Genomic DNA, 13,740 nt, shown 5'->3' with positions numbered 1-13,740 from the left:
CAGAATGATCTTGGGTAACTTAAAGGCCGTTCTTGCGTATACATATGCGGCATAAGCGCTGTGGAAATGCTAGGCGAATAACGCGTCATCCACATGCTTTTTTGTGCGGATTTCATGCATGTAATCATTGCAAATCCACCCATTTTTGCGCAACAAAAAAAACATAAAAAAAATCATTCAAAAGGCTTCTATTGTCTTGAGCATACTGCTACAATGTTCTGGTTGACTTAGGAACTTAGGAGCCTTTAAGCGGATGAGTCTTCTCAATTATCGTTCACAATGAAAGGAGCGCTTTACCATGCGCCAATTTACTTTTGCCTCTTGTGCATTGTATTTTTTGACCGGATTGACGGCTATTTCTATCGGATCTGTGATGCCCGAACTTTTAAGTTATTACCATGCTTCATACACAATTGGTGGAAGACTGATTTTTGTTGGTGCTATGGGATTCCTTGCAGGCGTTCTGCTGACTTCATATCTCAATCGCCGCTTTCATCCGAAAGTGTTGCTGACCCTTTCCGCTTTGTTGATTGCTACGGCTCAATTCAGCATTTTAGTATTGCCGCCGTTTCCATTGTTTATGGCTCTTTATTTTCTGAACAGCGTTGGATCGGCTTCAATCGGTATCGTCGTTGCCACTATGTTCATTGAAGTGTTTATCGGGCGCCAGGCGGTAGCGATGAGCTATCTTGAAGTGTCGTTCGGACTCGGTGCTTTTACAATGCCGCTTCTTGCCAGTTTCTTTATCGCCCATGACATCTGGCGTTATCTGTTCGTCATCACCGCCGTGCTCGCTGTGCTCCTTGCCATTGTCTGGACGCGCATTTCTTACTCGAAAACCATGGTCGATACTCGCGAGCCCCTGGACGCATCGGGTTCAAGTGACACTCAGCGACCGCTTAGCATTCAATTAAAATGGGTCGTTCTGAGTTTCTTCGGCTTGATCGTCTTCCTTTATGGCGGGCTTGAAGGCAGTCTGAACAACTTTATGTCGTCAATCTTTATGAACTATTTAAATCAGGCCGCTTATTACGCATCAATCAGTGTTGGCATTTTTTGGGGAGCCATGGTTATTGGCCGTGCAGCAACTGCATTTGTCATCCGCAGGCTCACCTATAGCAAATTTCTACTGATGAGTATCTGCGGCACGATCGTCTCGCTGCTCTTCTTCATTCTCTTGAAAAATGCGCTGACAGGCTACATTTTTGTTGGCACACTGGGCCTGATGATGTCCGGAATTTACTCGATCACTTTAGTCTACGCAAACTACTCAATCCCAAACAGCGCACACTTGGTAACGCCAATTATCTCGGGACTATCCGGACTAGGTTCCGCCGTGTTCCCAGCTGCTACCGGATTCGCACTTGATCGTGCGGGTGTCGCCATGACCTTGTGGTATATCGTTGGCATCGCCATTGCTTATCTCATCTTCCTGTTGGTGATTAACCAACTGCGCAGTGGTCGTATCAAATTTAATTGGCATCTTCGTCGTGCCCAGCCTGCCTTCGCAGGACGCCGCACGCGCTATAAATAAATTCAACTTGAATAAATGAAAAACCCGTGTGGATCATCATCCGCACGGGTTTTTCATTCAGCCTGGGGCAACATATCCCGCCTGTTCATGATGAACCTCCCGCCTTCATCCCCAATAAATTGTGAGAGGAGGAGGAGCGAGTAATGGGCGGGCAAACTCAGGCAGTTGATTATGCCTTCATCAATGCACTGGGGACGATCAGTGCAGCTATAGGTGCCACACCGTCCATAACGCTTCCGGAAGAGATAAAAAATGGTCTGGATGTCGTGGGCAACGCCTTGCAGGCGACCGGGAACGGACTGGATGCGAACATTAGCGAGGGTCTGGATGCGGTCGGTGGCACCATGCAAAGCTTCGGCAACGGACTCGTCATCTATGGGTCCATAGCCGTGCAACCGCAACAAGATAATCTGCGATCGACTACGATCGGCAATATGCTTCAGGCACTCGGAGGATCGTTGTCGCTGCAGTCGGATCTGGAAACGGAGGAACACAATCGCGCAACCGCACTCTCGATCATTGGCAACTTGTTACAGATTGCCGGCAATTCACTTCAGTCGGTTTCAACGATTCTTCAGATCAATCAAACCTCAGACGAAGCCAAGACGGACCAACTTAACGTGACCGGCAGTTGGGTACAAGCTATTGGTGCATCGCTCTCCTTTCTAGCTGCCTATGATCGGGCAACAACAATCTCCTTTGAGTCACGTGACACCGGTCACTTCATTCCTTCTTCCGCCAGCCTAATGGACTGAACCTGGGCATGCTTATTCATGTTGAACTCGAGCTTCATTTCATTCTTGTGATCAACATAGCCAATGATTTGCCCGCCCTCGCGTATATTAAATGAATAATAATCAGTGCCGTAGTGGCGAATCACCTGTTCTTTGCTGTCCCCGATTTGAATCTCTCGATAGGTTTTGAGCGGATTACTTGGGCGAAAAGAAAATGACGGCAAGGCAGGCAATGGGTCTGAAAACACATTGCCAAGGCGCACGCGCTGCATTTTAAGCAGATAAAAGGCGGCAATCCGCCCCTTGTGCGGTTCGGCCTTTTTTGAAGCCGTAACCAGCCCGCCCTTCCAGGAATAATAGACCAGCTTTCGATCCTTCTGCGCTCTTGGAATCGGCTTGCCAAATCGACGGACAAACACCTTTGATTCAATCGAGTCGCCGATACGCATGCCATGGAACGCCTCTCGGGACAAATCCGTGGACGGGGTACGCATCGCGGGATTGATTGCGCCAGCGGCGATCCACCAAGCGGCAGCCATGAGAAGGGCGGCGATGACACTGATGAACACAAAATACATCCATTTCTTCTTTTTCATCGATTCTCCTTTGCGCTGTACCGAAAATGATTTACTTTGACTATACGCCTACGCGTGGCAGAACTGCATTTCTGTCACGTGTGCGCCAACCGTTTGGACCGGTGCATGCTAACGCAATATGTGTTTCAGAAGATAGGATTTTACAGCATTTCGATGACCGTGTTGATCTCAAAAAAGTGGTAAAAATTGGGGTGCGGATCTGCTTTCCATGAAAATCAGCACGTCTCTCGTTATAATAGAGACAACTTGTTAGAATGTGATGTGATCATCCATGCATGCGTTAACTGAAAAAGAACACCACCAATTGATTGATACCGTTCAAAAAAAGGCAGCTGCATCCTTGTTCTTTCCCGATGCCCCTGTGCTTCATGTCTATTCTGGCATCGTCCAAAAAGAGAACATTTGGATCAGCGGCAATCGGATTGCCTATGTTGGCCCGGATGAACCGCTGATTTCCGAAAACACGGAAGTTTGCCGTTTAAAAGCAAATCAGATCATGGTCCCTGCCTATATTGAGCCACATGCCCACCCCTTTCTTGTTTATAACCCGCTTTCTTTAGGCCGCTATCTGACGGAAAAAGGAACGATGATTTCAGTCAATGACAATAGCTTCGCTTTGGCGCATTTGAGCGGTGAACAAATGGAACAGTTTGTTCACGAACTGAATCAAGCAGGCGGACACTCCTGGTTATGGTGGGCTTACTTTGAGAACCAGCATCCTTCAACTGCTGCGCTGGAAAAATGGCTGAAGCAGCCGTTCGTGATGCAGGGCGGAGAATTGAGCCACTGGCTGCCGCTTAAATTAGGTGCTCAGGACTTAAAGGATAAATTGTTTGCCGTGCGTCGCTCCGGTAAACGGATGGAAGCGCATCTGCCCGGTTCATCGCTCAACACACTCAACCTGTTCGCGGCATCCGGAATGACGGGCGATCACGAGTCTATGACTCCGCGCGATGTAATTCATCGGCTCAATCTCGGTTATTATACTGCGATTCGCAACTCATCGATCCGTCCCGATCTTCCGGTAATCATGAGCGGATTGGCACGGCATCCGGGACTTGATCTGTCCAAGCTGATGCTGACCAATGACGGCGCATCACTTCCCTTTTTACACCATGCCACACATGCCGCAATGATTAGACAGACCATGGATTGCGGTATTTCTATGGCGGACGCGTACCGAATGGCGACCTTAAACCCGGCAGTATATTACCATATCGACGACCTGTTCGGTAGCATCACGCCGGGCAGAATTGCCGACATCAATATTCTTGAATCACTTGAAGAGCCGGAGCCGACGAGCGTTCTTTTTGAAGGCAAATGGCTCGTGCGCAATGGAAAACAGGTGACAAAGGCTGCTGATCTTGATCTGACGGGCTATTTTAATCAAGCTGAACGCCGTTATCTGCCGGAGGATCTTCCACTATGCCAGACCGTCTCGATCGGTCTCGAACTGCAAAACAGCGTCATTACCCGTCCGTACCCCTTTGATCCGGTCAGCCCGCTGTCTGATGATGAATGCCTTCTTACCTATATATGCCGATTAACCGGTGCCGTCTTAAACACACGTATTCGCAACTTTGCGCATTCGCTTCAGGCACTGGGAAGCACCTACTCTGCCTCCGGCGACATCCTGATCATCGGGCGCGACCGTGCTGCAATGCACGCCGCCTACCAAGAAATCCGCCATGGATTCCAAGGGATCACGGCACAGTTTGATGGTACGGATGCGTTCTCGTTCAGCTTGGATCTGCTCGGTGTCATGAGCACACGATCGATGGACGCATTGAGTCCCAAAGCCGAACAGTTCTTGCAAGCAATGAAAAAGAACGGCTTCGCTTTTGACGATCCGTTCTTCTGTTTGTTTTTCCTGACCGAACGACATCTCCCGTTCGTACGACTGACGCCAAGGGGTATCCTTGACATCAAGTCCAATCAGCTGATTGTGCCAACCATTAATAACTAATGTGCTCCAGATACAGGCCGCAGGCGTCCGCCAGGCGGCCTGTTTGCACGCGCTGCTTCGATTCGAGGATATGCGGAATCGCATCGACTTCGATTGCGCCAAGCCCGACTTCAATGAGTGTACCGACCATTTTCCGCGCCATGTTGTACAGAAAGCCATCACCGGTCAAGCGGATATCAATGAAGCCATCATGCGCATCCATTTTAATCGCCGAAATTGTCCGCACCATCGATTTTTTCTTTGATTTTGCATTCGCGTAAGCAGTAAAATCATGCGTGCCGAGAAAATGCTTGCCGGCCTGCCGCATGCGCGCGACGTCCAATTTTTCTTCGACATGCATACTGAATTTGCGCATAAATGGATTACTGATCGGTTCGTTCCAAATTTTATAAAGATAGGTTTTCGCTTTAGCATTGTAACGCGCATGGAAACGGTCAGAAACGTGTTCCATGGCCGGCACGCAAATATCTCTAGGCAGCTGATGATTCAATTGATTGAGAAAATCCGCTTCATCAAGCAGCGTCTCCGTTTTGAAATTGGCAACTTGTCCCAGTGCATGAACACCGGCATCGGTTCGGCTGCAGCCGACGATTTCAATGGACTGACCGATAATTACTGTCAGCGTTTGTTCGATTTTTCCTTGAATCGTATTCCTCGTATCGCCCAGCCGCTGCCAGCCTTTGTAGCGGCTGCCGTCATACTGGATGGTTAGTTTGTAGTTGTTCATGGTTTGCTCCCTCTGTGAATCAATGGTTACCTGCTTCCATGCTTGATCTTCCGCATTGTCTCCCAATAGCAATCTCTTGTCAATTTTGGGTTTTCGTGTTCGTTAAAAGCCTCTCACGATGGCGGGTGATCAAGTATTTGACAGCAGACTTTTTTCTGTAAAATTCAAATATTTTTGACTTTATATCAGTTTAGCATTAAACTTATTATAGTTATTTTTTATGAACGCATTCACGCACCCTTTAAGACTCCATTTTCCCAGCCAATATCCCTTTTAATCTTATTCAAAGTTTCATAAATCATATGTTTATCTGTCCACCCTTGATTCGTTTATTAATGATCGCTAGATGAGGGGTTTGGAGCGTGTACGCTAGCTAATAAAGAGAGGGTAAAAATGAACGATTATCTTTTGAGGAGGAGATTTATTAAAATATGGGTATACAGTTAGAAGACCCCGTCACGAGTAAAAGAAAAAACCGGAATCCAAAACGATTTATGAAATTAATTATCTGGATCTCGACCTTTGGAGGCTTGGTATTTGGTTATGATACCGGTGTGATTAACGGAGCACTGCCTTATATGTCCCGATCCGATCAGCTCAATTTAAATGCGTTTAGTGAAGGGCTGGTTGCCAGTTCGCTGCTCTTCGGCGCGGCTTTTGGAGCGATTTGCTGCGGCCGGCTATCCGATCGATACGGTCGCCGCAAAGTTATCTATTATCTGGCCTTACTTTTCATCGCGACGACGCTCGGCTGCTCCTTTGCCCCAAATACAGGAGTCATGATTTTATTTCGCTTTCTTCTCGGTCTTGCTGTCGGCGGTGCTTCTGCGACAGTCCCGACTTTTCTCGCAGAAATGTCGCCTGCCAAGCTGCGCGGACAATTGGTTACGCAAAACGAATTAATGCTTGTGACCGGACAATTGCTCGCTTATGTATTTAATGCCGTCATCGCAAACACAATGGGAGAAAGTGGGCATATTTGGCGTTACATGCTGATACTGGCGACGTTGCCGGCGATTATTCTATGGATCGGGATGTTTATTGTTCCGGAGAGTCCTCGATGGTATGCGTCGAAGGGAAAGTTCGGAAAAGCGTTACGTGTACTCAGGCAGGTTCGGCAGGAGATTCATGCAAAGCAGGAACTCCGGGAAATAAAAAGTTCGATTGCAGCAGAAACCAAAATCAACCAAGCAACTTTTAAGGATCTGACCATTCCGTGGGTTCGCCGGATTGTTATTCTCGGAATTGGCATTGCCATCGTTAACCAAATTACAGGAATTAATGCGATTATGTATTATGGAACGCAAATTCTTCAAAAGTCAGGCTTCGCAACAAATGTAGCCATGATTGCCAACATTGCTAATGGGGTCATTTCCCTTTGTGCAACCTTTGTAGGCATTGCACTCTTGGGGCGTGTCAAACGACGCCCGATGCTGATCACCGGCTTGATCGGAACGAGTAAAGTGGACCCTATTGTCAAGACACGTTTTTTATTAATTTAAGGTGGGTCTCGGAGGTCCTTCCCCATCCTAACCTTGCCGCCTGTTTCCTTTGGGGTTCTGTCAAGGGCGACCGCAGGGAGGGCGGAGCCTTTACCCTTGACAGGTTCCCGGAGGAAACAGACCCTCTTTCAAGGATGGGGAAGGGCACAGCCAACCCGTCCATAGTAAACCGATTCTGGAGTCTGGTAGCCTAGCGATTGGTGAGGGCGTTCCTGATTATAAAACCGCATGTAATCGCCAATCCCTTTGCGGGCTTCTCTTGGGCTTTCGTAGTCTTTGAGATAGACTTCTTCGTATTTGACCGAGCGCCACAGCCTTTCTGTGATAATGTTGTCCAAAGCACGATTCTTCCCATCCATACTGATTTTAACCGCTTTCTCCTTGAGAAGATCCAAGTAGTGTGGGCTCGTAAAATGGCTGCCCTGGTCACTGTTCATGATTTCTGGTATCCCTTTTGCCAGTGCGTCTTTAACCGTTACTGTCACCAGCTCGATCTCCAGTGTCTGTTCGAGCGACCAGCTGATGACGTAACGTGAGTACCAGTCGATAATGGCAGCCAGATACATCCAGCCGTGTTTTAGACGGATATAGGTAATATCAATCCCCCAGACATGATTGGTATGGGTAATAGTCAAATTCCGCAGCAGATAGGGATACACATATTGATTTCGGCTTCTCTTGCTGAGATTCGGCCCGGGGTGGATCCCCTGAATGCCCATCTCTTTCATGTGCCGTTGGACGGCCTTACGATTGATGTTCACCCCTCTCTGATTCAGTTGCTGTGTGATCCGGCGTGAGCCGAAAAACGGGTATTTCGTGTACAGCTCGTCAATACGATGCTTGATGGCGATTTCTTCCGCAGATGGCGGCACAGGCTGGTAGTAGAGGCCTGAACGATTCAGTGAGAGCAGGTCAGCCTGCCTCCTGATCGACAGCTCCGGATCGTTCCAGTCCACCTGAGCCCGCCGTTCATCGCGTGACATCGTCGTAGCCAGATTTTTTTTTAAGCCACGAAAGTTCCGTGGTCAGGCGGCCAACTTCGCCATAGAGCCGCTCAATTTTATCCTCGTATTCCGCCTGTATCCTACTCTGCTCACTCTGCCGGCGGTCGAAGAGTTGGGGCAGTTGTTCCAGGGCTGTCTGTTTCCATTTTCTCAGCTGATTGACATGGACACCGTGCTTAGAGGACAATTCGTTTAGCGTCGCCTCCTCCCGAAGAATTTCGAGCACGATTTTTGCTTCTGAAGTCTTTTGAATATGATTTTCGTTTCATAAGCCTACCTTAACACATCCTCATTTCGTGTCCGAATTCTTGGATCCATTATAGAGTGGCGCACAATTACTCCTCGGATTCTTCTCACTGACGATGAACGGATCACCCGCGCTGCCCTTTATCGTTCTAGGCTTAACGGTTCTTTTCCTCGGTTTTTTCCAAGGAGCCGTCGGGCCGGTGACCTGGCTGACTTTATCTGAGATTTTCCCTCAGAAGTTAAGGGGAATCGGCATGGGGGTCGCGATTTTTTGCCTTTGGATTACCAATTTCCTCATTGGTTTGGTCTTTCCGATCTTCATTGATACATTTGGTTTATCGACCACGTTCTTTATTTTCTTCCTATTAGGATTGGTAGCGATCACCTTCGTTGCCAGACACTTACCCGAAACTCGCGGACGTACACTAGAGGAATTAGAAAAATACTTTCGCAATTTTGGCCGAGAGAGAGATCGTCTTCAGCCAAAGAAGCAGCAAAATGAAAGTTTGTAATTTAAATCTTTCAATGATCAGGTTGACCTAAAAACACCGGGTAATGGTTGGAACCGTTATCCGGTGTTCTTTTAAATTGGCGGCCTCTGCGAGCTGTTTCCACCAAGTAAAATCATCGGAAAAGCTAAGTGCGTTATGATACAATATGGGTGTCACATTTGACAAAACGGTGACAAATCCAATCAATTTTCCAGAAGGCTAGGTGGAATCATGTCCTCTATTGAATGGCAAAAGGTCAAGGACTATGAAGATATTCTTTTTGAGACCTACGAAGGGATTGCCAAAATTACCATTAATCGACCGCATGTACGCAATGCGTTCACCCCAAATACAATAGTTGAAATGATCGACGCATTCGCGCGCGCACGTGATGATGCATCGATCGGTGTCATTATTCTGACAGGTGCCGGTACGAAGGCATTCTGCTCCGGCGGTGACCAAAAAGTACGCGGCAACGGCGGTTATGTCGGCAAAGACAATATTCCGCGTCTGAATGTACTCGACTTGCAACATCTGATTCGCATCATCCCGAAACCGGTGATCGCCATGGTTGCCGGCTATGCGATTGGCGGCGGCAACGTGCTCCAAGTGGTTTGCGACTTGACGATCGCCGCCGATAACGCCGTTTTCGGACAAACCGGACCAAAAGTCGGCAGTTTCGACGCGGGATATGGTGCCGGTTATCTGGCGCGAATTGTCGGACACAAAAAAGCGCGTGAAATCTGGTACCTATGCCGGCAGTACAATGCGCAGCAAGCGCTCGACATGGGCCTCGTCAATACGGTTGTCCCGCTCGATCAGCTTGAAGACGAAACCGTTAAATGGGCCAAAGAAATGCTGTCGAAGAGTGCCACCGCACTCCGGTTTCTCAAAGCGTCGTTTAACGCGGATACGGACGGACTTGCAGGGCTTCAGCAGCTGAGCGGTGACGCAACGCTTCTCTATTACACAACCGATGAAGCGAAAGAAGGACGCGATGCTTTCAAGGAAAAACGCGATCCTGATTTCAGCAAGTTCCCGAAATTCCCATGAGTTCGGACGCATATCCATCGATGCCGCAATGGCTCCGTCAGCGCGCGCTGCTGACGCCTGATCGGCTCGCAATGGAAACGGCACATGAAGAGCTCAGCTTCAAACAACTTTATGCGCGAGCGCGCCAGGCGGCCGGCGGACTGCGCGACGCTGGTGTGTGCTGCGGCGATCATGTCGCGTCGCTGCAAGGAAACACGTTGGATTGCGCCGTAACCGTTTATGCGCTGATGCTGCTTGGCGCCGTTATGGTGCCTTTGAATACACGGCTGTCACCAATGGAGTTAGCCGGACAAATTAATGAGAGCAGCAGCCGGATACTGATCAGCGATCGCGACAATGCGGCGACCGCTGATCAGGCGGTCACGGGTGCGGACTGCGCGATAATCGATGTGGCAGCGTTGACGCAAACTGCTGCACTTTTTGATGATCACGAAGCCGAGATTCGGCTAACTGATCCGTGCACCGTCATTTTTACATCGGGTACGACCGGACGGCCAAAAGGGGTCGTGCTGACTTACGGAAATCACTGGTGGAACGCCAATGGTTCGTTAATCAATCTTGGACTCCAGCAGAGCGATATGTGGCTCTGCTGCGTCCCGCTTTTTCACGTCAGCGGGTTGTCCATTTTGATGAAAAGCATCATCTACGGCATGCCGGTTTATTTAATGAAGAAATTTGATCCAGAGCAGGTCAACCAGCTCCTGATGAACGGAAAAGCAACCCATATTTCTGTTGTTGCCTCGATGCTGCGGCGAATGATGGCCATAACCGGTCCCAATTCCTATCCATCGTCACTGCGCTGTATTCTGCTTGGCGGCGGTCCAGTGCCGACCGCTCTGCTTCAGAGTTGCCTCGATCAGCAGATGCCGATCTATCAGACGTACGGCATGAGCGAGACAGCATCACAAGCGGTCACCCTGCCGCCGGAGTACATGCGCAAAAAATCCGGTTCTGCAGGCAAGCCGCTATTCCCACTTCAGATCCGTATTGAGGCAGATGGACGGACGGCGATGCCCAATGAACCCGGCGACATTTTAATCAAGGGGCTAACCGTGTTCAGCCACTATCTGAGAAACAAAGAAGCAACTGCTGCGGCCTTTGAGGGTGATTGGTTCCGTTCCGGCGACATCGGCTATCTTGATGAAGACGGGTTCCTGTTTGTGCTCGATCGGCGCAAGGACCTGATTATCTCCGGCGGCGAAAATGTGTATCCAGCCGAAGTCGAATCGGTTTTGAACGGCTGTGAAGAGATCGAGAGAGCCGGTGTGATCGGTATACCGGATCAAGAATGGGGACGTGTGCCAGTCGCCTTCGTCAGCCTGAATGAAGGCGCGTATTTATCAGAAGCAGAACTAATCACGACTTGCAAAACCCAACTTGCCGCCTATAAAGTGCCGAAGCGCATTTTTGTTCTGGATGAACTGCCGGAAAACGCTTCGCATAAGCTACTGCGGCGTAACCTCTATGCCATCTATGAAAAAATGACTCATGAACATTATTAGGACGCGGCGGTTGCGGGGCGATAGTCTGCGCAGTCGAATCGACTTTTTTAAGCAAATAAAAACCGGGCTTGCCCGGCTTTTATTTTATTGATCGCACTTCGGCTGCTGCTTCTTTTCGGATGAGTCCTTCAGCTCAGCACGGCACACCGGGCATCGGATCGTTTTGACAGTACGGCCGGAATGCTTGACCTGTACCACTGAACTTCTTCTATATCCGTTGTCATGAGGACAAACATCCATTTTCGCCCTCTCCCTCCATTACCCGGATTGATCAAAGTTTTGCATGCGTTAAAGTAATTTCCGACCTTTTCCAAAGGAACGATGGACCGCCCCGTCATAAAGCTTTCATCGCTGCTGCTCATTTTCCTCCAAACCGGACAAACACTCATGTTATAATGCTTATAATTAGCAAAATATGGGCGCATCTATCTCTTGATGAGGCTGCGCCCTTCTGAAAGGAGTCAATTATTTGCAGAAAAAACAACTCAATCCCCGCATTGTTACGATCTGGCGTCAACGCGCGATCATGACACATCTCATTTTCTGGTTGCTGATCGGCGGACTGACCGCCAGCATTCTTTTTTTCCATTGGCCGCACTTCCTGTTCTATATCGCCGGTGCTCTGGCCGCGCTCAACGTTCTTCAGCTGATCCTGTACGTTTTTCTTTTCCCGAGCATCAATTATCGAACCTTTTTCTATGAAATTCGCCATGAGGATCTGCTTATTCAAGACGGGATCTTGGTTATTACACAGACGGTCATTCCGTTCACACGTGTGCAGAATGTTGAAACCGAACAAGGCCCATTACTGCGCAAACATCACTTAACGGCAGTTTCAGTGACCACTGCGGCAGGCGAGCATGAGATTCCTGCTTTGGAAGAGCATGATGCGCTTGCCCTGCGTGACCAGATCTCCGAGCTGATCAAGGAGAATCCGTCCAATGAACTCTAAACGCAGACATCTTCACTTTTTCGCAATTTTCAGCGACGCCTTGTCAACGCTCTGGAGCATCGTCGTGCCGCTCGGTTTCGGATTTGCCTGGGGACTGCGCCACCTTGACGACATTATCGGCTATGTCCTGATCCTTCCGCTCATCATCCTGATCTTTAATTTTGTAAAATGGCTGCGCTATACCTATGAATTATCTGATGAGCAATTCCATATCCGCTCCGGCATATTCGTGCGCAGCGATCGCTACATACGGCTTTTGCGCATTCAATCCGTTCAAATTAAAACTAATCTGTTGCTCCGTCTGCTTGGCGTTGTTCAGTTAAAATTTGATACAGCCGATCCTGCTTCAAAAGGCGATATGGTGCTTACCGCATTGAACAAAAAAGAAGCGGAACGCATTAAGGCGGAAATTAGTCGTGTCAAAATGCAGCAGCCGCACATAAAGACAGAGGAGGCAGCGCCGAAAGCTCTGGTACAAGAAAAACAGCCGAAGAAAGTATATCAATTATCAGGAAAACGGCTGCTTGCCGCCTCGCTGCTTTCATCGAAAATTGGCGTGATGCTGGCCGCGGTATTTGGCCTTTGGTCGCAAGCAGACGACTTCGTACCGGACAGTATTCGTGGTCGCTCGCTCAGTTATCTTGAACACACATCACTCGTCGGACTAATCATCCTCATCGGATTTGCGATTATTCTGCTCTGGTTTGCATCATTTATCAGCATTCTACTGCGGTGGGGATTTTTCCGCCTTTCGGTTTTCGATAACGAATGGCGCATTCATCGCGGCGTTTGGGAGACCAAAGACGAAACCTATAAAACGGATCGTGTACAAGCGATCCAAATCAAGGAAACCTGGCTGCAGCAGTTGTTTGGCTGGTGCACGGTTTACGCTGAGTGCAGCGGCAGCATTGATTTGGAAAAAAGCGATGGCGGCGGATCGGTCATTGTCTTTCCGATGATCCGAAAAGAAGAGCTTCCTAGTTTTCTAACCATCGTTATTCCTAGGTTTGCCGGGACACTATCTGCGCGCGCGTTGCCCTTTCGTAGTACGCTTTATCGGATGGCCGTGCCGGCGTGCTTTTGGATGATCTTGTGCTCCGTACTTGCCTGGCGCTTCGACTGGGGAAAATATGCGCTGATCGGTTTGCCGGTCATCCTAATTTATGGCTGGTTTCGCCGCCGCTCCGAGGGCTGGTTGTTAAGCGGCCAACGACTGATCGTTGTCAATCGCTGGTTCGCAAAGACAACCACCGTCACACGGAAAAACCACATCCAAAGTCTGGAAAAGAAACAGTCCTTTCTCCAAAAACGGCTGGGCCTTGCGACTAGTACAGCGACGATTCGCGCTTCTTCTGAACAAAATTTCACTGTCCAACAACTGGAAAAAGAAAATGCAGATTCCATCTTTCAGTGGTTCCGACAGCATTAGAAAA

9 protein-coding genes and 3 pseudogenes are annotated in these 13,740 nt (G+C 48.9%); 9 read left to right on the top strand and 3 right to left on the bottom strand.

Annotated features, from left to right (window positions below; translation table 11 throughout):
- Nucleotides 1-298: 298 nt before the first annotated feature.
- Together SIN01_RS11640 and SIN01_RS11635 are read left to right on the top strand one after the other, a co-directional pair.
- Nucleotides 299-1,534, top strand: coding sequence for an MFS transporter (locus SIN01_RS11640; protein WP_010025055.1), 1,236 nt, complete (start codon nt 299-301; stop codon nt 1,532-1,534).
- Between the two features lie 143 nt (nt 1,535-1,677).
- Nucleotides 1,678-2,289, top strand: a complete 612-nt coding sequence (locus SIN01_RS11635; RefSeq protein ID WP_010025054.1) for a DUF6944 family repetitive protein — start codon at nt 1,678-1,680, stop codon at nt 2,287-2,289.
- On the opposite strand, the gene SIN01_RS11630 is transcribed toward SIN01_RS11635, so the two are convergent.
- Nucleotides 2,253-2,864 (bottom strand): hypothetical protein, encoded by a 612-nt coding sequence (locus SIN01_RS11630; RefSeq protein WP_010025053.1) that lies wholly within the window; start codon nt 2,862-2,864, stop codon nt 2,253-2,255. The two genes, SIN01_RS11635 and SIN01_RS11630, sit on opposite strands and share 37 nt — an antisense overlap.
- Nucleotides 2,865-3,135: 271 nt before the next feature.
- On the opposite strand from SIN01_RS11630, the gene SIN01_RS11625 reads away from it, so the two are divergent.
- Nucleotides 3,136-4,830, top strand: coding sequence for an adenine deaminase C-terminal domain-containing protein (locus tag SIN01_RS11625; protein ID WP_010025052.1), 1,695 nt, complete (start codon nt 3,136-3,138; stop codon nt 4,828-4,830).
- Here the strand turns inward: SIN01_RS11625 and truA are convergent.
- Complete coding sequence (truA, locus tag SIN01_RS11620) at nt 4,820-5,557, bottom strand: tRNA pseudouridine(38-40) synthase TruA (protein ID WP_010025050.1); 738 nt, start codon at nt 5,555-5,557, stop codon at nt 4,820-4,822. The two genes, SIN01_RS11625 and truA, sit on opposite strands and share 11 nt — an antisense overlap.
- Before the next feature lie 431 nt (nt 5,558-5,988).
- Between truA and SIN01_RS11615 the strand changes: the two are divergent.
- A pseudogene (locus SIN01_RS11615) lies at nt 5,989-7,017 on the top strand (sugar porter family MFS transporter); the annotation flags it as partial.
- 170 nt (nt 7,018-7,187) lie between these two features.
- Here SIN01_RS11615 and SIN01_RS11610 read toward each other — a convergent pair.
- A pseudogene (locus SIN01_RS11610) lies at nt 7,188-8,332 on the bottom strand (IS3 family transposase).
- Nucleotides 8,333-8,413: 81 nt separating this feature from the next.
- Between SIN01_RS11610 and SIN01_RS11605 the strand changes: the two are divergent.
- The 5 genes and pseudogenes from SIN01_RS11605 to SIN01_RS11585 form a co-directional block, all read left to right on the top strand.
- Nucleotides 8,414-8,821: pseudogene (locus SIN01_RS11605) on the top strand (MFS transporter); the annotation flags it as partial.
- 210 nt (nt 8,822-9,031) lie between these two features.
- Nucleotides 9,032-9,853, top strand: coding sequence for a 1,4-dihydroxy-2-naphthoyl-CoA synthase (menB, locus tag SIN01_RS11600; protein ID WP_010025989.1), 822 nt, complete (start codon nt 9,032-9,034; stop codon nt 9,851-9,853).
- A gap of 20 nt (nt 9,854-9,873) precedes the next feature.
- Nucleotides 9,874-11,355, top strand: coding sequence for an o-succinylbenzoate--CoA ligase (locus SIN01_RS11595; protein WP_010025990.1), 1,482 nt, complete (start codon nt 9,874-9,876; stop codon nt 11,353-11,355).
- Between the two features lie 469 nt (nt 11,356-11,824).
- The gene (locus SIN01_RS11590; protein WP_010025992.1) at nt 11,825-12,307 is read left to right on the top strand and encodes a PH domain-containing protein; all 483 of its coding nucleotides are present in this window, start codon (nt 11,825-11,827) and stop codon (nt 12,305-12,307) included.
- Nucleotides 12,297-13,736 carry a PH domain-containing protein gene (locus SIN01_RS11585; RefSeq protein ID WP_047035250.1) on the top strand — a complete coding sequence of 480 codons (1,440 nt, stop codon included), beginning with the start codon at nt 12,297-12,299 and terminating at the stop codon, nt 13,734-13,736. The genes SIN01_RS11590 and SIN01_RS11585 overlap by 11 nt, the downstream gene beginning before the upstream one ends.
- Nucleotides 13,737-13,740: the final 4 nt, after the last annotated feature.

Source organism: Sporolactobacillus inulinus (assembly GCF_006539285.1).
Lineage (GTDB): Bacteria > Bacillota > Bacilli > Bacillales > Sporolactobacillaceae > Sporolactobacillus > Sporolactobacillus inulinus.
This window is presented reverse-complemented; position numbering and strand designations above follow the sequence as displayed.